Raw genomic sequence first — 23,256 nt, 5'->3', positions numbered from 1 at the left:
TTTTAATTAATTATTATTTCATCAATAAAGGTCCATGCTTTATTTCCTGAACCTTGCCTTCCTTCTGGAATAACGCCATAATTTGGAATTTTCAACTTAATAAACCTCGTTTTTAATTTACGGTTGAATGATGTATTCACTAAAATATCATTTGTATTGGGAATATTTATACTTTCTATTTCAGAATCAAATGTAAACTCTATTTTTTTAGGCGCATAAATCCATTGTCCTTGCCCGTTGTAAAAACGCGTTTTAATTGAATTAATTTCCATCGCTTTGCCCAAATCAATAGTTATCTCTACATCATCGCCCCAAAACCCTAACCATTCTTTATCGCCATAACGCGAATCGCTTCCTGAAATACCGTTTATTAAACCTTGAGCTCCACTGCCTGAATACACTTTACTGGGATCAGGATTTAGGGTGATATTTTTACCCACAGCTTTATGATAATTAAAGGTTTCAGTAAATGTTGTTCCTAGTTGCTTTTTCTCATTAAAAACAGCAGCTGTTATAGTCATATCTTCTGTAAAAGGAATAGGTTTCTTATAAACCTGTGACTCTTGTGTTGGCAAAGAACCATCTGTTGTAAACCGAATAATTTTATCTTTAATTAATGTTTCTAATTTATAAGAAGGCACGCCTTGTTCTGAAATCAATTCACCTTCTACCTCATATAAATGATTGGCATAATTAATTTCCAACGCTTCCAAACGCTTATTAAAAGCTTCTACTCTTGATACAAAATCTTCATAGTTTATATTTTCTCGTTTACTCCACGCTATTTCACTCATGGCAAGAGCTCTTGGAAACACCATGTATTCAACTTGGTTTTCTTTAGGAATATATTCGGTCCATAAGTTCCCTTGAACACCTAAAACATATTGCGACTCCTCTTGATTTAACGCCTCTGGAATAGGATTAAAACTATATACTTTTTCTAGCGGCAAATAGCCTCCAATAGCTAGTGGTTCGTCTTTATTAGTAGATTGATAATAATCAAAATAACAATGACTAGTTGGTGTCATTATAACGTTATGATGTTGCTTGGCAGCTTCAACCGCACCATTGGTTCCTCGCCATGACATAACCGTGGCATTGGGCGCTAATCCGCCTTCTAAAATCTCATCCCAACCAATGATTTGTTTACCTTTATTATTTAGATATTTTTCTATACGCTGAATAAAATAGCTTTGTAACTCGTGCTCGTCTTTTAATCCTTCTTTTTTAATTCGGTTTTGACAAGCCTCGCATGTTTTCCAATGCGTTTTTGGCGCTTCATCGCCACCAATATGAATATATTTACTTGGAAATAATGTGATAACCTCATCTAAAACATCTTGTAAAAACACGAATATTTCATCTTTTCCAGCGCAAAAAATATCATCAAAAACGCCCCAAGTTTTTGCTACTTTTATAGAGTCTTCATGACAACCTAATTCAGGGTAAGCTGCAATAGCTGCTTGTGCATGACCAGGCATTTCAATCTCCGGAATCACTTTTATATGTCGGTTTTTAGCATAAGCCACAACATCTTTGATGTCTTCTTGTGTGTAAAATCCACCATAGCGTTTGCCATCATAAGTTGAGGGTTGATCAGAAAAATGTCCTACCAAGGTTTCATCTCTAAAAGCTGCTGTTTGTTGTAGTTTGGGATATTTTTTTATTTCTATGCGCCAACCTTGATCGTCTGTTAAATGCCAATGAAAAGTATTCACTTTTAGCATCGCCAAAGCATCAATATATTTTTTGATAAATTCTACTGAAAACATATGTCTAGCAACATCTAGATGCATACCTCGATACTGAAATCTCGGCGCATCTTCTATCTTCAAACACTGTATTGCTATTTCTCTGCTTGCAAAAGAACCATTTTCAAAACCAACAGGTAATAATTGCCTTAAAGTTTGTACAGCATAAGAAGCACCTTGATCTGTTTTTGCTTTAATAGTGATTTGACTAGGAGTTATCTCTAGCTGATATCCCTCTGGGTTTTTGATATTTTCATCTTTAATAAATGTAATATCATTGTTGTCTTTAATTTTTATCGAGCTACCTTCTTCTATAAATGTTTTTAAAAAATCAGCAGATGTCTTAAATGCAACATCATATTGCATCCCTATATTACTGCTTAAAATAAAATATGATTCACTTACAACCTTTTCATTAGGAACGGGGATTATTTGAGAAGCAACAACTTCTGTAGGTTTTTGATCGCAATTAAAAATCAAAATCAGAAAAACAATAGAAACAAAAAAATTCTTGGTTAGCATTTTAGTATATTAGATGCTTTAAATTTAGCAATCTAATTTTAATGAAACTTCATTTTTTACCTCTATTTATTACGATTTTATCAATTACAAGCTGCAAGAAACCTTCGCCTTCTACGCCTGCTCAAAAAGACAAATCTTTAATTTCTTATGTTAATCCGTTTATTGGTACTGGTGGTCATGGTCATACCTATCCTGGAGCAACTATGCCTTTTGGTATGATGCAACTATCTCCAGATACGCGACTTGATGGTTGGGATGGTTGCTCTGGTTATCATTATTCAGATGAATATATCTATGGCTTTTCACATACACATTTAAGCGGAACAGGAGTTTCTGACTATGGTGACATTTTATTGATGCCAACAAACAAGGTTGCTTTTAACAATGGAGCTGACGGACAATCAGGTTACAGAGCACATTTTTCTCATGACAACGAAATGGCTGAACCAGGTTATTATAAAGTACATTTAGATTCTACAGAAATTGATGTGGAACTGACCGTTTCTAAACGAAGTGGTATACATAAATACCTATTTCCTTCTTCTGAAAATCAATACGTGATTTTAGATTTAGACCATCGCGACCAACTTTTGGACTATAAAATTCAGATGGTAGATAGTCAATCGATTAAAGGTTATAGACATTCCAAAGCTTGGGCAACAGACCAACGTTTGTTTTTTGACATGCATTTTTCAAAATCTATTGAAAGCATTTCTTATGTTGAAAATGATACTGAAGTTTCTAAAAACTACAAATACCAAAGCAAAAAGGCTGCTATAAAATTCAAAAACCCAAACAATGATCCTATTTATATTAAAATAGGTATTTCAGCAGTTGATGAAGCTGGCGCTAAACGCAATTGGGAAACTGAAATAGGAGACAAAACCTTTGACGATATTAAAACCGAAGCTCAAAACACTTGGGAGCAGCAACTAGAAAAAATTGTGGTTGAAAGCACAAATAATGACTACAAAACCAACTTTTACACGGCATTATATCACACTATGATTGCGCCAAACTTATATCAAGATGTTGATGGAAGATATCGTGGTATGGATTTGGAAATTCATGAAACCAAAGATTTTGAGTATTACACAGTATTCTCGCTTTGGGACACCTATCGTGCAGCGCATCCGCTTTACACCATTATTGAAGAAGACCGAACGAACGATTTCATCAATACATTTTTAGCAAAATACGACGAAGGCGGCATCATGCCAATTTGGGATTTAAGCGCTAATTACACGGGTTGCATGATTGGTTATCACGCAGTACCTGTAATTGCTGATGCTTACTTAAAAGGGATTCGTGGGTACAACACCGAAAAAGCTTTTGAAGCCATGAAGCACAGTGCAACACGAGATAAGTTAGGATTGAAAAGCTACAAAGAACTTGGGTTTATTCCTGTAGAAGAAGAAAGCGAATCTGTTTCAAAAACTTTGGAATATGCCTATGACGACTGGACCATTGCTCAAATGGCAAAAGCCATGAACAAAACCGAAGATTACAAAACTTATACGGAACGTGCGCAATATTATAAAAACAGTTACGACCCAGAAACCAAATTTATGCGTGGTCGTTTTAGAAATACATGGTTTGCACCTTTTGACCCTTATGAAGTGAACTTCAATTATACCGAAGCTAATTCTTGGCAATACAGTTTTTATGTGCCGCAAGATATTTCTGGGTTTATAAACTTATTAGGCGGAAAAGATAAACTCGAAATCCAATTAGACACGTTATTTACTGCCAATGACAAAACTTCTGGGCGTCATCAAGTAGACATCACAGGTCTCATTGGGCAATATGCACATGGTAATGAGCCAAGTCATCACATGGCTTACCTTTATAATTTTGTAAATAAGCCACATAAAACTCAAGAACGCGTTCACCAAATTTTAACCGAATTATACACTAACACACCTGATGGTATTTCGGGTAATGAAGATTGTGGACAAATGAGTGCTTGGTATGTGTTTTCATCAATGGGATTCTATCCTGTTACGCCAGCAAGTAATCAATACATTATTGGCACACCTTTATTTGACAAAGCCACAATCAATCTAGAAAATGGTAAGCAATTTAATATCGTAGCAACTAACTTAAGCGATAAAAACATTTACATTGAGCATGTTTACCTCAACGGAAAATCGCTTGACAGAACATTTATTTATCACAACGAAATTGCAGAAGGTGGCACATTAGAATTTAAAATGACCGACAATCCAGCTGTTTGGGGAAGTCAAGAAGGACAAGAACCTAATACAAGCATTGACGAACATCTCGTTGTTCCTGTGCCTTTTATTGCAAAAGGCGATGTCGCTTTTAAAGGTGAAACTGAAGTTGTTTTAGAAAATGTAGATAATGAAGTTTCCATTTTTTATAGTTTGAATGATGAAGATTTCAAATTATACGATGCGCCTTTTACAATTTCAGAAGCTACAAACTTGAATGTGTATTCAGAAAAAAACAAAATCAAAAGCGCAACGGTTGAAACCAAGTTTTATAAAATAGACCCTAACCTTTCTATTACTCTTGAAACCGAATACGCCAACCAATATAATGGTGGTGGTAATGATGCCTTAATTGATGGCATTCTTGGAACTCAAGATTTTAGAACTGGTACTTGGCAAGGATATCATAATACTGATTTGATAGCAACAGTAGATTTAGGAAAAGAAACCCATGTTAATCTGGTTACCATAAACTTCTTGGAAGACCAACGCTCTTGGATATTTTATCCTACTGAAGTTGCTTGTTTTGGTTCCACTGATGGTGAAAATTTCGAATCTATAGGAAAATATAGTTTATATGAAATAGTACCTTCTGATGAAGTTGACATTAAAAATGTAGAATTTATTATAGAAAACAATGCAAACTATCGATTTAGTAAACCACTAAAAAACAACTATCGTTACATAAAAATAAAAGCCAAAACACTAGGCGAACTCCCAAAATGGCATTTAGGTCACGAACACGACGGAAGAAGCTGGCTATTTGCTGATGAAATTACTATTAAATAAAACTAACTAACATTTAATCATGACCCAACAAAAATCCTATCGCTCATCATTCATTCTACTTACTGTATTATTTTTCCTTTGGGGATTTATAACAGTTTTAGTCGATTCCCTCATACCTCGATTAAGAGAGCTTTTCACACTCACCTACTTTCAAGCAGGTATGGTTCAATTTGCGTTTTTTGGTGCCTTTTTCTTACTGTCAATTCCTGCGAGTTACATCCTCTCAAAAATTGGTTATAAAAAAGGAATTATTCTAGGCTTGGTTACTATGGCATTAGGCTGCTTGTTGTTTTATCCTGCAGCCTCATATCGTGTATTTGGAATATTTATGTTGGCTTATTTTATTTTAGCTGGAGGCATTACCATTTTACAGGTAGCAGCAAATCCGTATGTTGCAGTTTTGGGTTCTGAAGATGGTGCATCTAGTCGATTAAATTTATCGCAAGCCTTCAATTCATTAGGAACTGCAATTGCTCCTGCCATTGGTGCATTGTTCATTTTAAGTGATAAAATTAAAACTAAAGACGAAATAGGTGCTTTGGTTGGCACTGCTAAAGAACAATATTTAATTGCTGAAGCTTCAGCTGTTCAAACACCTTTTATTGGTCTAGCATTGTTTATCGTACTTATTGCTATCTATTTCTTTTTTGCTAAACTCCCAAAACTTATCAGCGAAACCGAAACAGGAACTTATAAAGATGCCTTAAAGCAGAAAAACCTTATGCTTGGTGTATTTGGCATTTTCTGTTATGTAGGAGCCGAAGTTGCTATAGGTAGTTACTTGGTAAATTATTTTATGGATATGAATTTAGTATCACTCATCAAAGAAGAAGGGTTTATGAAATCAATCGCTGAATCACTACTAAATTCTGGTTTAGCTGAAAAAGATGACAAAGCAGTTGTTGGTGTATTTGTTACCTTTTATTGGTCAGGTGCTATGATAGGACGTTTTATAGGTTCGTACTTAACCAAAATCATCAACCCTGGAAAAGTACTTGGTATATTTGCTACTTGTGCTGTTGCTTTAATCTTGCTATCTATAAGCACAACAGGGTTGGTCTCCATGTGGAGTATTTTAGCGGTAGGATTATTCAATTCTATTATGTTCCCTACTATTTTCACATTGGCTATTGATGGTATTGGGTCGTTAAAACCAAAAGGTTCAGGGCTTTTATGTACTGCTATTGTTGGTGGAGCTATTATTCCGCCTGCATACGGATTTCTAACAGATAACATTGGATTTAAACCTGCTTTGTTTTTGGTGATTTGTGCTTATACTTACATCTTGTATTATGGTTACCGAAACTCTAAAAAAACTTTTAATCTATGAAACGCAGACACTTTATAAAAAACGCTTCACTTACAGGAGTTGGATTAACCGTTGGTTCATCATTAATTGCATGTGCTCAAGAGAATTCAAAAAACGAAAAAACTTCAGTTGTTGCAAACCCGAAAGCATCACTTCCATTAGTTATTGCGACTTGGAATGTACCTAATGCTACTTCAAAAGCTTGGGAAACTCTAAAAAAAGGAGGTTCTGCATTAGATGCCGTTGAAAAAGGCTGCATGGTTGAAGAAGCTGATGTCAATAATACTTCCGTAGGAAAAGGCGGTTTACCAGATCGTGATGGTCGCGTAACGTTAGATGCTTGCATTATGGACAAGCATGGTAATTGTGGTTCAGTAGTATATCTTGAAAATATTGTACATGCCGTTTCAGTAGCCCGTAAAGTTATGGAAGACACACCACATGTTATGCTTGCTGGAAAAGGCGCTGAACAATACGCCTATGAATTAGGAATGCCAAAGGACAACTTACTAACGGAATCATCAAAAAAAGCTTGGGAGGCATGGAAAGTAAAAAGCGAGTACAAACCTATTATTAACATTGAAAATCACGATACTATTGGCATGCTTGCTATTGATGAAAATGGCGATATTTCTGGTGCCTGTACAACAAGTGGTCTTGCTTATAAAATGGCTGGTCGTGTTGGTGATAGCCCAATAATTGGTTCTGGTTTATTTGTAGATAACGAAATTGGTGCTTGTGTAGCTACTGGATTGGGTGAAGAAGTTGTAAAAACAGTTGGTAGCTTTCTGGTGGTTGAATTGATGCGCCAAGGTAAATCGCCGCAAGAAGCTTGTGAAGAAGCTATAAATCGTATTGTTAGTAAACCTAATAGCAATTACAAGGATTTTCAGGTTGGGTACATTGCTGTAAACAAACAAGGAGAAACAGGAAGTTATTCTATTCATAACGGTTTTAGTATGACAAAATTTCAAAATGGAGAGAATACCAATCAAACATCTAATCATTTTATTAAAACAGAATAAGCATTTTATCTATGAAAGTAATACCGTCATCTGAAAAATAACAAATAAATCACTGATTATAAATGACTTAAAAACAAAAATGCACTTTATCGATGTTTTATGTTTTAACTCCCAAATCATCAAATAATCCTGCATTACATCTATTTTTTTATACCATAACTAGCTTTGCGTTGTTTCTTTGTTTCGGATTTAAAAAACACTATGTCCGTCATGAAAAATTTAGTTACAATAATAGCTTTCTTAACAATTTCTTTTAGTGCGTTTTCTCAAGAAAAAGCAAACGAGACTACTGCTGCTATTAATGTTGATACAACAACTGTAATTAAAGAAATTAAATCTTTAAACAAAGACATAGTATTAAGTAATACAACAAAGAAAAAGTTATTAATTCAAAATAACTTTGATAAATCTGCTTTCTTATTCAGAGGTAAAAAATCAAGAAGAGAAAAAATCTGCTAATTAAAACCACTTTAAGGTTATATCCACAATTTTTTGTTTTAATGTCGTATAAGGTGGGAATAGAAACTCAACAGAACCTTTAGTATGTTGTTTCATAACAGAACGCATATTAGAAAATTCTTGAAAACCAAAATAACCATGACTCTTACCTATACCACTATTATTACTACCGCCAAATGGCAAATTATGATTTGAGTATTGCACGACATTATTATTAATACATGAGGTTCCAGCTCTCGTATTACTAATAACTTTATCAATAGTTCTTTTATGCTTACTGTAAATATATAGCGCTAGTGGTTTTTCTTTTGTGTTAATATAAGTAATGACCTCATCTATATTTTCATAGACTTTTATTGGTAGAATTGGTCCAAAAATCTCTTCTTGCATTAACAAAGAATCTTCAGGTAGGTTAGACACAACTGTTGGCGCAATGTAGCAGTCGTCTTGATTTGTTTGTCCACCTATTTCAATAGTTGCGCTATGGCTTTTGGCATCTTGTAAATAACTTACCAAACGGTTAAAATGTTTTTTATTTACAATCCTTGAATAAGAATCAGACGTTTCCGCATTGGTTGAATAAAACTTTTGTAGTTGCTTTCTAATTTCTGCTATAAAAACATCTTTTAAAGACGCTTTTATAAATACATAATCAGGCGCAATACATGTTTGTCCGTTATTTACAAACTTTCCCCAAACAAGTCTTTTTACTGCTCTTTTTAAGTTAATTGTGTCATCTATAATTGCAGGAGATTTACCTCCTAGCTCTAGTGTAACTGATGCTAAATGATTTGAAGCAGCTTTCATAACAATTTTACCAACTTGCGGAGATCCTGTAAAAAATATATGATTAAACGGTAGTTCTAGCAATGCTTGAGATGCTTTAACATCGCCTTCAATCAAAGCAACTTCATTTTCTGAAAATAATTCAGAAATAATTGCCTTCATTACTTTTGAAATATGAGGCGTCATTTCAGACGGTTTAATTATGACTGTATTTCCTGCTGCAATAGCTGACACCAAAGGTCCAAAGGTTAAGTTTAAAGGAAAATTCCAAGGAGAAATAATTAAACAAACGCCTTTTGGCTCATATATGTACCAAGAAGACGAACCAAGTAACGCTAAAGGCGTTTCTACTTTTTGCCGTTTCATCCATGATTTCAAATGCTGCTTGGCAAACTTAATATCACCAATTACTGGATATATTTCAGTTAAATCGGTTTCTGCGTATGGTTTTTTAAAATCGGCATAAATAGCCTCTCTTATAGCGTCTTTATAGGTGTTCTCAATAGCATTTTTTAGAGCATTAAGTTTATTAATTCGCTTTTTATAACTTGCTTTTGCTACCGCAAACTGATTGCTTTTTTGAGAATTAAACACATTATAAAAAGGATTACCCATGTAACTCATATTCGAGGATGTTGATTTTTGTAAAAAAATAAAACTAAATTTATGAAATCTGATTGAGATTACATGCTTTTCAGATTTTATAAATATTCAAGTATAATATTTTAAAAAACAATTTATGAGATTTTCAATACTATTCATAGTGTTTTTGAGTACTATTTTAAGTTCGTTTTCACAAAATAAACTTAAAGTAGATAGTCTTTTAAATATCGTAACATCAAGAACTAACGATTCAATAAAAATGGTTGCGTATAATAAGTTAAGACGCGCTACGTATTTTTCAAATCCTAAAAAAGCACAAGAATACACTCATAAATATCTTGAATATGCAAAGAGACGCAAAGATTCATTTCATATTGCTATTGCACATTTTTATTTAGGAAACACATTTGTTACCCAGAGTGATTTTAAACCAGCTTTAGAGCACTATTTCAATGCTTCTTCTTATTTTGAACGTGTAAAAGATTCAACCAGATTAAGTTCTATATTAAATGCCATTGGAGCCGTCTATTTAAACAACAAAAATGATTCTCTTTCTTTAAAATACTTCAAACAATCACAAAAAATAAGTGAATCTCTTAAGGATTATAGAAGAAATGCTATCGCATTAAATAATATAAGTGATATATATAAAACCAAAGGCGATATAGAAACCTCTATTTACTATTTAGAGTCAGCTTACGAAAGCTTAAAAAAAGATGGCAGTAAGCAGTATGTAATACCATTATCTTTAAATCTAGCCAATGCTTATTCTGAAGTAAAAAAACACAAAAAAGCCTTAAATTTATACAACAACACTTTATCTATAGTAGATACCATAAATGATGTAGTAAATTATGCTAATATTTTAAAAAGTATGGGGAATTTTTACATCAAAAGAAAAGAATATATAACAGGTACAGAATATTTAAAATCAGCATTTGATAAATATACCAAAGCAAATTTTTTTGACGACAGATACCATATGATGCCCGAATTAATAAACGCGTATACAACTACCAATAATCCAGATAAAGCTCTATCCTTATTTCATGAATATAACACTATAAAGGATTCACTTTTTACCATAGAAAAAGATAAAAATCTAACAGAATTGCTTCAAAAATTTGAAGTAGAAAAAAAAGACGCTCAATTAAAACTACTAAAACTAGAAACTCAAAGAAAAGAGCAGCAAAAACGCTTATACCTTTACATTTCAATATCTATCTGTTTTATAGCTTGTTTCCTTGGTTTTTTTTACTACAAAAATCAATTAAAAAACAAACAACTTGCTAAACAAAAATTACTATTAGAAAATACCATTGATGAAAAAAACATTCTATTAAAAGAAGTTCATCATCGAGTAAAAAATAGTTTTCAAATTGTATCAAGTTTATTGTATTTACAATCAGAAAATCTAGATGACAAAGAAGCAAAGCTAGCTATAAAAGAAGCAGAAAACCGTGTTAAATCTATGGTTTTAATACATCAAAAATTATACAATAAAGACGAATTAATAGGTATTAATACATATGAATATTTCAATGATTTAGTTAAAGATATTTTTGAAAGTCATCAATTAAAAAAAAGGAACATAACTTACAAATTAAATGTTGATGCGCTTGTTTTAGATATTGAAACAATAACACCCATTGGCTTAATTTTAAACGAACTTATTATAAACACACTAAAACACGCCTTTATGCCAGCAAATAAGCATAATAGTTTAATTATTATTACCTTTAAAAAAATTAATAGTTTATTAGAGTTAAAAGTTATTGATAATGGCAAAGGATTCTCTGGAGAAGTAAAAGAAACCTCCTTTGGTATAAAAATTATAAAAGCGTTATCTAAAAAACTAAAAGCATCATTAAATTATAATTCAAAGCCCAATACAGGCACTACTGTTACATTAATTATTAAGAAATTTAATATTCTTTCTTAATTTTAACCTAATGAAACCACTTTCTGTTTTTATTATCGAAGATGAGCCACTAATTGCATCTACAATTGAAACCGCTTTAAAAAAGCATCGTTATTATATTTGCGGAGAAGCAGACAATGCTAATGATGCCTTAAAAGACATTTATAATCTTGCACCTGATTTAGTGTTAGTTGACATACAATTAGAAGGCTATAAAACAGGTATTGATGTAGCTATAAAGTTAGATGAATTAGATATTCCTTATTTGTATTTAACATCACAAACAGACCCAAAAACAATTTTAGAAATTAAGCAAACCCAACCTTTAGGCTATATTGCAAAACCGTTTACAGAAGCAGGCTTGATCAGTAGTATTGAAGTTGCTTGGAATAATTATAGAAAAATCTCACAAGACTACTTACTATTTTCTTCAAACAATCAAACGCACAAGGTTAAACAATCTCAAATTTTATATTTAAAAGCTTTTGATAATTATTGCTACATTGTTACAAATACAAACAAATATTTAGTTCCAAAAACGTTAAAACATCTTGAAAAACAAATTAATAAAGAGCTCTTTGTAAAAACACATAGATCCTATATTGTTAACATCACAAAAATTACTTCTTTAGAGCTACAACATGTCATACTTACCAACATTAAAATACCTCTTTCTCAAGCAAACAAGTCTAAAATTAAACAGCTTTTAAAACTTTAAAAACACATTTCACTAAAAAAAACACAGCATTCGCTAAAAATATTAACCTCAACGTTTATAATTAAAATAATTTCATAGTTAAAACAACAATTATAGTACTCAAAACTATCAATTTAAAAACTTTTGATTATGAAAAAAACTATTACTTTACTTATTTTTTATCTTACCACTTTTGGTGCTTTTACCCAAAACATAGACATTCCAGATACTAACTTTAAGAACTATCTTCTTGCAAATTCGAGTATTAACACAAATGGAGATAATGAAATACAGCTCTCCGAAGCTCATTCTGTAACTGGAACCTTAAACTGCTCTGGGTTGAATATTTCAAATTTATCAGGAATTGAAAACTTTATTAATATTACAGAGTTACTTTGTTATAATAATCATTTATCAACGCTTGATGTGAGTCAACTTCCATTGTTAGAGAAATTGTATTGCGCCAATAATAATCTAGAAGCTCTTGATGTAAGTCTAAATGAAAATTTAATACACCTAACCTGTCAAGGTAATGATTTGGTTTTGTTAAATGTAGCTAACGGAAATAATACAAATTTCGTCTATTTTTCTGCTAATTCTAATGCAAATCTAACATGCATTGAAGTCGATGATGCACAATGGGCAACAACCAATTGGACAAACATAAGCAGCGCATCTTCATTTAGCGAGTCGTGTTCTGATTATACATACATACCTGATGACAATTTTGAACAGTGGCTTATAGATCATGCTTACGATACGCAGCTCAATAACTATGTAGCTACAAGTGATATAGAGAACATTGTTTCCTTAAATTTAATTAGTCAGGATATTGATGACTTGACTGGCATTGAGGGATTTGCAGCTTTAGAGCATTTGTTTTGTTCTAACAATAATTTAGAAAGCGTAAACTTGAGTGAAAACGCAAACCTTAAAACCTTGATAATTTCTTTAAACAATCTTACAGAATTAGACCTAACTAATAATTATTATTTAGAGACCCTTAATTGCTCAAAAAACCAACTGAATAGCTTACAGATAAATTCGCCTGTTTATTTAGCCGAACTTTACTGTCAAGAAAATAATTTAACCCATTTAAATATTTATAGCTACACACATTTGGAAGCTATAAATATTTCAGACAACCCTATATCTAGTTTGGGGTTAAGCACCAATAATGAGCTTGTAACTCTTGAGGCTTCAAACACCGAGTTAACCAGTTTGTCTATTGATGGTAAACCCGATTTAGCAACACTCACATTAAACGATAATCCTGATTTGGCATATTTAATTCTTATGCCTAGTTATTCTACCAATGTACCTATTGGCGGTAGTTTAGCCACTTTTAGTGCTACAAATTGTCCTGCTTTGCAGTGTATTGAAGTGCTTGACTCAAACTGGAGTGCTTCAAACTGGACACAAATTGATGCTTCTGCAAGTTATAGTGAAGACTGTCATTATAACGAAACCTACGTGCCAGACGATGCTTTTGAACAAGCATTAATAGAGATGGGTGTCGATTTTTATTTAGATGACTATGTTAATACAAATTATATTTCAGGTGTTAATGAGTTGGTGATTAGTAGTTCAGGAATACTTGATCTTACTGGTATTGAAGACTTCACCGCATTACAAACACTTTATGTTGGCGGAAATGGATTGCAAACCCTAGATGTTAGCCAGAATACAAACTTAATATATCTGTCATGCGGTAGTAATATGATTAATACTATTGATGTGAGTAATAACCCTTATTTAGAAACCTTAATCATAAGTAATACAAATTTGACAACCATTGATGTGAGCAATAATAGCTTACTAAAACGACTAGAAATAAATAACACAAATCTAGGCACCATAGATGTGAGTAATAACCTAGAATTAGATATATTATCATGTCAAAACACAGGTATTTCAAGTTTAAATGTGAGTAATAATGCCTGGTTAACAGAGTTGCGTTGTGCTAATAATGCCTTATCAGAGTTAAATGTAAGCAACAACACCATGTTAGAGTTTTTAGGGTGTCAAAATAATCAAATAACATCGCTTGACCTTTCGTTAAATGCATCTCTAAACGCCGTTTTTTGTAATAATAATGCTTTGACATCGCTAAATATTCAAAATGGAAATAACCAATATATATCACCTTCATATACTTTTAATGCCTCAAATAATCCAGACCTTGAGTGTATCCAAGTTGATAGTGTTGCTTGGTCTGAATCAAACTGGCCTAACATTGATAGCCAAACAAGTTTCAATGAAAATTGTGAATCTTTAAGTATAAACGACAATCTTCACACTGAAGACATTCTAATTTATCCAAATCCTACAAATAATGTAATCTATATAAAGCACAATAATACATTTGAAACATACGCAATAGAATCTATTACAGGAAAAACTATTTTAAAAGGAAAAAACATCTCGCAGCCTATTGATATTAGCAACTTACCTTCTGGCATTTACTTTTTATCACTAGAAAAGGGAACTAGAAGTTTTGTGAAAAAAATAATTAAAAACTGAAAACATAAGATAAATATAAAAAAGGTCGCTTTTATAGCGACCTTTTTTTATGCTATGATTGTTGCAGTAATCAATCTTTCCCTGTTAGCTATAAAGAATATTTTTCAACACAATAACATCATGCTTATAAGAAAAACACAAATTACAATTCAATTACCCTATAATCATTATTAGATTTTGTAATTTTATAGACTTCAAAATTCAAACTCATGTCAGACCAAAAACGTCTTTTCCTAGTCGATGCTTACGCTTTAATTTTCCGTGGGTATTACGCCTTTATTAAAAATCCAAGAATCAACTCAAAAGGCATCGATACGTCGGCCATTATGGGTTTTATGAACTCACTTTTAGATGTTATAAAACGTGAGCGTCCAGACCATTTAGCCGTATGTTTCGATAAAGGCGGAAGTGCTGACCGTGTAGAAATGTTTGAGGCTTACAAAGCCAATCGTGACGAAACGCCAGAAGCCATAAAAGTTGCCGTACCATACATTCAAGAGATTTTAAAAGCCATGCATATTCCCATTATGGTGAAAGAAGGTTATGAAGCCGACGACGTTATAGGGACTTTATCTAAACAAGCCGAAAAACAAGGGTATCAAACCTTTATGGTTACACCTGATAAGGATTTTGCGCAGTTAGTGTCTGAAAATATTTTTATGTACCGCCCAAAATCGTTTGGTGGTGGTTACGAAACTTGGGGCATTCCTGAAGTTCAGAAAAAATTTGAAGTTGAAGATCCGTTACAGGTGATTGATTTCTTAGGAATGATGGGAGATTCCAGCGACAACATCCCAGGTTTACCTGGTGTTGGCGAAAAAACCGCAAAAAAATTCTTGAAAGCCTACGGAAGTATGGAAGGTTTGTTTGAAAACATCCACGAGCTTAAAGGTAAAATGAAAGAAAAGGTAGAAGCAAACCAAGAATTAGGCTTACTTTCAAAAAAACTGGCTACCATAATGCTTGATGTTCCGGTGGAGTTTGATGAAAAAGATTTTGAAATGTGCGACCCAGACATTGAAGCAGTAAAAACCATTTTTCAAGATTTAGAGTTTAGACGACTTACTGAAAATTTCTTAAAAACTTTTGCTGCCGAAGATACTCAAGCAACTTCTGAAACAACATCGAAAACAGAGGAAAAAGTAAAGACAACCTCAACAGCTGGTGCAGGACAATTTTCATTATTTGGTGGTGATGTTAATGAGCCTAATACCGAAACAAATTCTGCATCGCACACCCGAAAAACCGCAGAAAACACAAGCCATTTTTACCAAAGCGTCGCCTCTGGTATGGCAACAAAGCTTTTCATTAAAAATTTAATGAACCAAACTTCGGTGTGTTTTGATACCGAAACCACAGGTTTAAATCCGTTAACTGCCGAATTGGTTGGCATTGCATTTTCATGGGAGGTTGGTAAAGGCTTCTACTTGCCATTTCCTGAAGACAAAACCGAAGCACAAGATTTAATCGAGGAATTGCGTCCGTTTTTTGAAAGTGAAACCATCGAAAAAATAGGTCAGAATTTAAAATATGATATTAAAGTTTTAGCCAAATACAACATCGAGGTAAAAGGCAAACTGTTCGATACCATGTTAGCGCATTACCTAATCAATCCAGATATGCGCCACAATATGGATGTGTTGGCAGAAACCTATTTGAATTATACACCAATTTCTATTGAAACGTTAATTGGCAAGAAAGGAAAAAATCAGCTTTCAATGCGTGATGTTCCTTTGGAAAAACAAACGGAATACGCGGTTGAAGATGCCGACATCACGCTGCAATTAAAAGAACATTTTCAAAACGAATTAGGCGAAGCCAATACCCAAACCCTTTTTGATGATATTGAAATTCCGTTACTACGCGTTTTAGCGGCCATGGAATTGGAAGGCATCAATCTTGATAAAGACTTTTTAGCGTCATTAGCCGAACAACTAAACAACGACATAGCCACACTCGAAAAAAGTATTTACGAAGCTGCTGGCGAAGAATTCAACATTGCATCGCCAAAACAATTAGGTATTATTTTATTTGAAAAAATGAAGCTGGTTGATAAGCCTAAAAAAACTAAAACTGGGCAATATTCTACTGCAGAAGACGTATTGAGTTATTTGGCAAAAGACCACGAAATCATCCAAAATATTCTGGATTTTAGAGGTTTAAGCAAACTTAAGAGCACGTATGTAGATGCGTTACCGCTTCAAGTTGAAGAAACCACAGGACGCGTACATACAGATTATATGCAAACCGTTGCAGCTACTGGTCGTTTAAGTAGTAACAACCCAAACTTACAGAACATTCCTATTCGTACCGAGCGTGGTCGTCAAGTGCGAAAGGCATTTATTCCGCGTAGCGAAGATTACACGCTTTTAGCTGCCGATTATTCTCAAATTGAATTACGCATTATCGCTGCGTTAAGTGAAGAAGAAACCATGATTGAAGCCTTTAATAACGGTGAAGATATTCACGCTTCAACTGCTGCAAAAGTTTTTAATGTAGCTATTGATGACGTTACGCGCGAACAACGTAGCAACGCAAAAACCGTTAACTTCGGTATTATTTATGGTGTTTCTGCTTTTGGTTTAAGCAACCAAACCGATTTATCGCGTAGCGAAGCAAAGGAATTAATTGACACCTATTACGAAACCTATCCAAAGTTAAAAAATTACATCAGCAAGCAAGTCGATTTTGCTCGTGACCATGGTTATGTGCAAACGGTTTTAGGCAGACGCAGATATTTAAAAGATATTAATTCTAGAAATGCGGTTGTTCGTGGTGCTGCCGAACGAAATGCGGTAAATGCACCAATTCAAGGTAGTGCAGCCGACATTATTAAACTCGCTATGATTGCCATTTACAACAAACTTGTAGCTGGCAATTACAAAACAAAAATGCTACTGCAAGTGCATGATGAATTGGTTTTTGACGTTTATAAACCAGAACTGAAAGAAGTTTCAAACCTAATAAAAACCGAAATGGAAAATGCTTATAAACTAGCTGTTCCGTTAGATGTTGAGTTAGATACTGGTGATAATTGGCTGGAGGCGCATTAATTTTTTAATCTTTTTATAATTTGAAAATAGACAAGTTTGTTCTTGCTATTATAATCGTTGTTATAACAGCATATATTTACCCACATTTAGGTGCTGGTGAAAGCGTAAAAGTTTTAAATACGCTGAGCAGTATCGGTATTTCACTCATCTTTTTTTTCTACGGATTAAAATTGAGCCCAGAACAGATAAAATTAGGATTAAAAAACTGGAAGTTGCACGCCTTAATACAAGCGACAACCTTTATTGTTTTCCCTTTAATTGTATTAGCAGTACACCCTTTTATCTCCTCCGATAATAAATCGTTGTGGTTAGCTTTTATGTTTTTGGCAGCGTTGCCTTCAACTGTTTCATCATCTGTAGTTATGGTTTCTATTGCAAAGGGTAACATTCCTGCAGCAATTTTTAATGCGAGTATTTCGGGATTAATTGGAGTTGTACTCACACCACTTTGGATTGGTTTTTTTATGACTTCTACCAATACCGATTATAGTTTAATCGATGTTTATCAAAAATTGTTTTTGGAAATTTTAGCGCCTGTTATTCTTGGTTAGTTATTACGACGATTTTTAGGTGCTTTTGCTTTAAAACACAGTAAAAAAATAACGCTGTTTGATAAAAGCGTGATTTTATTAATTATCTATAAAAGCTTTTCAAAATCCTTTTTAGATCGCATTTTCGACAACTTAAGCATTATCAACTTAATTGGTGTTTTTTTTATGGCTGTTGTATTATTTTGGCTCGTATATTTATTAATCGGATTTATCAGTAAGAAACTTAATTTCACTATTGAAGATCGCATTACTGCTCAATTTTGCGGCACCAAAAAATCGTTAGTTCATGGTACGGTTTTTTCGAAAATACTATTTCAAAATGCTTCTTTTTTAGGCGTTATTCTACTTCCTATTATGATGTTTCATGCCTTTCAAATTGTAGCTATCAGCGTTATTGCTTCAAAACATTCTAACCGAAATTAAGCACTAATTAAACACTCATTACATGTACCTGTTAAAACACAGTTTACATGCTCTACGTGATAATTTTCAGGCAAAGAAAAATGAACAGGAACTGGTAAACATTCAATAGTATCACAAGACTCACAACGGAAATGAAAATGATGCTGTGGCTTTTTATTATCATCACATTTAACACACAAAGCAAAATATTGTTTACCATCATCGGCTACAATTCTATGTAAAATACCATCTTCACAAAAGCGATTTAACACTCTATAAATAGTAGCTCTATTTATGTCTAAATCTATTTTTTTTTCAATAGCATCTTGACTCATCGCTTTTTTTGAGGCCGTTAAAACCGATAGTACAGCTTCTTTTGATGGCGTATTTCGTCTTTTCATAATTATTTTGCGACTTTGTTGCAATAATACAAAAAGCTTTTATATTTGCAAAAAACACTATTGCGATTGTGTCGCATTTAAAAAATCAATTATGGAAGAAAAATTTGAAGTAATTATTATAGGAGGAAGTTATGCTGGTCTATCAGCTGCAATGGCTTTGGGACGTTCATTAAGAAAAGTCTTAATCATTGATAGTGGTTTACCTTGTAATAGACAAACACTATATTCTCATAACTTTATAACACAAGATGGTGTAAAGCCAGGTGTCATTTCTTCAATTGCTAAAAAACAGGTACTCGAATACAAAACTGTTGAATACTTAAACGATAAAGCTGTAAAAACCAAGAAGATTGATAAAACTTACAAGGTTGACACCGAATCAGGAAAAACATTTAGCGCTCAAAAAATAGTATTTGCCACAGGTATAAAAGACAACTTACCAAAAATTAAAGGATTTTCTGAATGTTGGGGAATATCAGTTGTTCACTGTCCTTATTGTCATGGTTATGAACTAAGAGGAAAAAATACTGCTATAATAGCAAATGATGAAAAAGCAATTCATTTGGCTTCTTTAGTTAATAACCTTACAAGCAAAATTACCATTTGTACAAATGGTAAAGCGACCTTTAACACAGAACAAAAAATCCAATTAGCACGTCATGATATAAATATTGTTGAGAAACAGATAATTGAAATCATACATAAAAATGGGTCTATAGAAAAAATAGTATTTACAGACAATACTACAATGGCATTTGAAGCAGCATATGGCGCTGTTCCTTTTACACAGCATAGCAATATACCAGAATCATTAGGCTGCAAGTTAACAGAGCAAGGATATATAGACGTTGATATGTTTGGAAAGACATCAGAAGTAAACATTTATGCATGTGGAGACAATAGTTCTCCTATGCGATCTGTAGCAAATGCTGTATCAAAAGGAAATTTTGTTGGAGCATTTATAAATATGGAGCTCACAAAAGAGCAATTCTAACATCAATTAATTTTTTTGGTAAAACTTAAGAGACTTCTAAACAACAAAAACAAACAAATAAAAAAGTGAGTAGCAACCTATAGCCTTTAATCACAAGTAAGACGTGACCAATTAAATATCAAATAATTAATTGATAAAAACGCTATCAAAAAAAGTAGAATAAAAGATATTAACAAACTTATCAAAAATAAGTTAACTCACTATTTGGTAATCAAATATATAATCGTAAATTTGCAAACTCTTTTTAAGAGAGGAATGTTTAATTAGAAAAATTAATAAGTGTGGACACATTAAGCTACAAAACGATTTCAGCAAACAAAGCTACTGTAAACAAAGAGTGGGTTTTAGTTGATGCTGAAGGTCAAACGCTAGGGCGTCTTGCTTCAAAAGTTGCAAAACTTTTAAGAGGTAAGCACAAGCCTAACTTCACACCACATGTTGATTGTGGAGATAACGTAATAGTTATCAATTCTGAAAAAATCAACTTAACAGGAAACAAGTGGAATGACAAAACTTACATTCGTCACACAGGTTATCCAGGTGGTCAAAGAAGTTTATCTGCTACTGAAATGTTTGGAAAAGATCCAGCAAGATTAGTAGAGAAATCAGTAAAAGGAATGTTACCTAAAAACAAATTAGGTGCAGATTTATTCCGTAATCTAACTGTTGTTGTTGGTACAGAGCACGCTCATGAAGCTCAAAAACCAAAAACAATTAACTTAAACGAATTCAATTAATGGAAGTAATTCACAAAATTGGCCGTAGAAAGACGGCTGTTGCTCGTGTGTATGTAGCTCCTGGAAAAGGAAACATAACAGTGAACAAAAAAGACATGGCGGTTTATTTTCCTACTGCAACATTACAGTACAAAGTAAACCAACCTTTAGCTATGACTAACAATGATGGCAACTTTGATATTACAGTAAATGTATATGGAGGTGGTATCACCGGTCAAGCAGAAGCAATCCGTTTAGCATTATCTCGCGCTATGTGTGAAGTTGATGCTGAAAACAGATTAATTCTAAAACCAGAAGGTTTATTAACTAGAGACCCAAGAATGGTTGAGCGTAAGAAATTCGGTCAGAAGAAAGCTCGTAAGAAATTCCAGTTCTCTAAACGTTAATACTCAAAACTTGGTTTGGGGTTTATTAAAAATCCCAAATCAATTATTAAAAGATTTAACCAGTTATTGTTGCCCATGATTTTACAGTCAGGGTTTAGTTTAGCATCTAAATGTTTAAGGCGATTTTTTTCAAAAGACCACTTAATCATTGCTAATTCAACAGAACGTAAACTATTACAAAATGGCAAAAGCAGAAGTAAAAGAATTATTAGAAGCAGGTGTACACTTTGGTCACTTGACTCGTAAATGGGATCCAAACATGGCTCCTTATGTATATATGGAGCGTAATGGTATCCATATTATCAACCTTTACAAAACAGCAGCTAAAATTGACGAAGCAGGACAAGCATTAAGCAAAATCGCAGCTTCAGGTCGTAAAATTTTATTTGTTGCAACAAAAAAACAAGCAAAAGACATCGTTGCTGAAAAAGCAGGAAACATTAACATGCCTTACATCACAGAAAGATGGCCAGGTGGGATGTTAACTAACTTTGTTACTATTAGAAAAGCGGTTAAGAAAATGGCTGCAATTGATAGAATGAAGAAAGATGGTACTTTTAACTCATTATCTAAAAAAGAGCGTTTACAAGTAGATCGTCAACGTGCTAAATTAGAAAAGAACTTAGGTTCTATTAGCGACATGACACGTTTACCAGCAGCTTTATTTGTTATAGACATCAAGCGTGAGCACATCGCGATTAAAGAAGCTCAAAAATTAAACATTCCAATCTTTGCAATGGTTGATACAAACTCTGACCCACGTCAAGTTGATTATGTAATCCCAGCAAACGATGATGCTTCTAAATCTATCGAGAAAGTATTATCTCACGTTGCAGATGCTATTTCAGGTGGTTTAGCTGAACGTAAAGCAGAAAAAGACGCATCAAAATCTGATGACGCTCCTAAAGCAAAAGCAGCTACAAAAAAGAAAGCAACTGCTGAAGAGGAAGAATAAACAAAAAATAATTATTACATAACATAAAATAAGTCGTTTAGTTCGTTTCTTCGCAGAAAATAATTGAACGACTTTTTTTTAAATTTTAAATTATACAGAAGCTATGGTAAAAGTAACAGCCGCAGAAGTAAATAAATTAAGACAAGCAACTGGTGCAGGAATGATGGACTGTAAAAAAGCATTAGTTGAAGCAGAAGGTGATTTTGACAAAGCTATTGAAGTTCTTCGTAAAAAAGGACAAAAAGTAGCTGAAAAGAGAGCTGACAGAGATTCATCTGAAGGTGCTGCAGTTGCAAAAGTAAACGATGATAACACTGTTGGTGTTGCTATCGTATTAGGATGTGAAACTGATTTCGTTGGTAAAAACGAAAACTTCCTTGCTTTAGCTAACGAATTAGCTGATATCGCAATGAACCACAGTACTAAAGAAGAGTTTTTAGCTGCTGATTTTGGTGGTATGACTGTTGCTGATAAGTTAACAGAGCAAACAGGTGTTATTGGTGAAAAATTAGACATTACTTCTTTTGAAAAATTAGAAGCTCCTTATGTAGGGTCTTATGTTCACATTAACAAAATTGCTGCTTTAGTAGGATTATCTTCAAAAGTTGATAACGCTGATACTTTAGTAAAAGACGTTGCTATGCAAGTTGCATCTATGGGAGCAACAACATTATCTTACAAAGATTTTGACCCTGCATACATCGCTTCTGAAACTGAAGCTAGAATTGCAGTTATAGAAAAAGACAACGAAGAGCTAGAGCGTTTAGGTAAAACATTAAAAAATGTTCCTAAATATATCTCTATGGCTCAATTAACTCCAGAAGTTTTAGCTCAAGCAGAAGAAGATGCTAAAGCTCAATTAAAAGCTGAAGGTAAGCCAGAACAAATCTGGGATAAAATTTTACCAGGTAAAATGGAGCGTTTTATCTCTGATAACACAACCTTAGATCAAGAACAGTGTTTATTAGATCAAAACTTCATTAAAGATGAAAAAATGAACGTTGCAAAATACGTTTCTTCTTACGGAGATGTTGAAATCACAAATTTCAAACGTGTATCTGTAGGATAATAAATATCTTATCACAAAAAAGCTTCTCTTTTAGAGGAGCTTTTTTTTTTAATTAAACACTACATAATTTCTCAAATTAAAAAGAAAAA

Annotated in this window: 16 protein-coding genes and 1 pseudogene; 14 read left to right on the top strand and 3 right to left on the bottom strand. The window is 33.2% G+C overall.

Going from position 1 to position 23,256, the window contains the following annotated elements; genetic code table 11:
* Positions 1-2: 2 nt before the first annotated feature.
* Positions 3-2,273, bottom strand: a complete 2,271-nt coding sequence (locus ABD690_RS04820) for a glycoside hydrolase family 20 protein (protein WP_344727692.1) — start codon at positions 2,271-2,273, stop codon at positions 3-5.
* Between the two features lie 41 nt (positions 2,274-2,314).
* Here ABD690_RS04820 and ABD690_RS04815 point away from each other — a divergent pair, with 41 nt between their 5' ends.
* From ABD690_RS04815 to ABD690_RS04800, 4 genes are all read left to right on the top strand, one after another.
* Positions 2,315-5,296 (top strand): GH92 family glycosyl hydrolase, encoded by a 2,982-nt coding sequence (locus ABD690_RS04815; protein ID WP_344727690.1) that lies wholly within the window; start codon positions 2,315-2,317, stop codon positions 5,294-5,296.
* Positions 5,297-5,315: 19 nt separating this feature from the next.
* Positions 5,316-6,626, top strand: a complete 1,311-nt coding sequence (locus tag ABD690_RS04810) for a sugar MFS transporter (RefSeq protein ID WP_344727688.1) — start codon at positions 5,316-5,318, stop codon at positions 6,624-6,626.
* Entirely contained in the window at positions 6,623-7,630 is a 1,008-nt protein-coding gene (locus ABD690_RS04805) for an isoaspartyl peptidase/L-asparaginase family protein (RefSeq protein WP_344727686.1), read from the top strand. The genes ABD690_RS04810 and ABD690_RS04805 overlap by 4 nt, the downstream gene beginning before the upstream one ends.
* A 210-nt stretch (positions 7,631-7,840) precedes the next feature.
* On the top strand, positions 7,841-8,089 hold the full coding sequence (locus ABD690_RS04800; RefSeq protein ID WP_344727684.1) for a hypothetical protein: 249 nt from the start codon (positions 7,841-7,843) through the stop codon (positions 8,087-8,089).
* Here the strand turns inward: ABD690_RS04800 and ABD690_RS04795 are convergent, their stop codons facing one another.
* On the bottom strand, positions 8,090-9,499 hold the full coding sequence (locus ABD690_RS04795) for an aldehyde dehydrogenase family protein (protein WP_344727682.1): 1,410 nt from the start codon (positions 9,497-9,499) through the stop codon (positions 8,090-8,092).
* A 115-nt stretch (positions 9,500-9,614) separates the two neighbouring features.
* Between ABD690_RS04795 and ABD690_RS04790 the strand changes: the two genes are divergently transcribed.
* From ABD690_RS04790 to ABD690_RS04770, 5 genes and pseudogenes are all read left to right on the top strand, one after another.
* Positions 9,615-11,420 carry a tetratricopeptide repeat-containing sensor histidine kinase gene (locus tag ABD690_RS04790; RefSeq protein WP_344727680.1) on the top strand — a complete coding sequence of 602 codons (1,806 nt, stop codon included), beginning with the start codon at positions 9,615-9,617 and terminating at the stop codon, positions 11,418-11,420.
* A 10-nt stretch (positions 11,421-11,430) separates the two neighbouring features.
* A complete protein-coding gene (locus tag ABD690_RS04785; RefSeq protein WP_344727676.1) occupies positions 11,431-12,117 on the top strand; it encodes a LytR/AlgR family response regulator transcription factor in 687 nt (228 codons plus the stop codon).
* Positions 12,118-12,246: 129 nt separating this feature from the next.
* Positions 12,247-14,619, top strand: a complete 2,373-nt coding sequence (locus tag ABD690_RS04780; protein WP_344727673.1) for a T9SS type A sorting domain-containing protein — start codon at positions 12,247-12,249, stop codon at positions 14,617-14,619.
* Between the two features lie 209 nt (positions 14,620-14,828).
* Entirely contained in the window at positions 14,829-17,672 is a 2,844-nt protein-coding gene (polA, locus tag ABD690_RS04775) for a DNA polymerase I (RefSeq protein ID WP_344727670.1), read from the top strand.
* 20 nt (positions 17,673-17,692) lie between these two features.
* Positions 17,693-18,646: pseudogene (locus ABD690_RS04770) on the top strand (bile acid:sodium symporter family protein).
* Here the strand turns inward: ABD690_RS04770 and ABD690_RS04765 are convergent.
* The gene (locus tag ABD690_RS04765) at positions 18,643-19,026 is read right to left on the bottom strand and encodes a Fur family transcriptional regulator (RefSeq protein WP_344727668.1); all 384 of its coding nucleotides are present in this window, start codon (positions 19,024-19,026) and stop codon (positions 18,643-18,645) included. The pseudogene ABD690_RS04770 and the gene ABD690_RS04765 overlap by 4 nt on opposite strands.
* A 91-nt stretch (positions 19,027-19,117) precedes the next feature.
* On the opposite strand from ABD690_RS04765, the gene ABD690_RS04760 reads away from it, so the two are divergent.
* From ABD690_RS04760 to tsf, 5 genes are all read left to right on the top strand, one after another.
* The gene (locus ABD690_RS04760; protein WP_344727664.1) at positions 19,118-20,020 is read left to right on the top strand and encodes an NAD(P)/FAD-dependent oxidoreductase; all 903 of its coding nucleotides are present in this window, start codon (positions 19,118-19,120) and stop codon (positions 20,018-20,020) included.
* 281 nt (positions 20,021-20,301) lie between these two features.
* On the top strand, positions 20,302-20,757 hold the full coding sequence (gene rplM, locus ABD690_RS04755; protein WP_344727659.1) for a 50S ribosomal protein L13: 456 nt from the start codon (positions 20,302-20,304) through the stop codon (positions 20,755-20,757).
* Positions 20,757-21,143 (top strand): 30S ribosomal protein S9, encoded by a 387-nt coding sequence (rpsI, locus tag ABD690_RS04750; RefSeq protein WP_344727655.1) that lies wholly within the window; start codon positions 20,757-20,759, stop codon positions 21,141-21,143. Before rplM ends, rpsI begins: the two co-directional genes overlap by 1 nt.
* 181 nt (positions 21,144-21,324) lie before the next feature.
* Positions 21,325-22,098, top strand: a complete 774-nt coding sequence (rpsB, locus tag ABD690_RS04745; RefSeq protein WP_344727651.1) for a 30S ribosomal protein S2 — start codon at positions 21,325-21,327, stop codon at positions 22,096-22,098.
* Positions 22,099-22,201: 103 nt separating this feature from the next.
* Positions 22,202-23,167 (top strand): translation elongation factor Ts, encoded by a 966-nt coding sequence (tsf, locus tag ABD690_RS04740; protein ID WP_344727647.1) that lies wholly within the window; start codon positions 22,202-22,204, stop codon positions 23,165-23,167.
* The last annotated feature ends 89 nt before the right edge of the window (positions 23,168-23,256 follow it).

Source organism: Corallibacter vietnamensis (assembly GCF_039537875.1).
Lineage (GTDB): Bacteria > Bacteroidota > Bacteroidia > Flavobacteriales > Flavobacteriaceae > Corallibacter > Corallibacter vietnamensis.
This window is presented reverse-complemented; position numbering and strand designations above follow the sequence as displayed.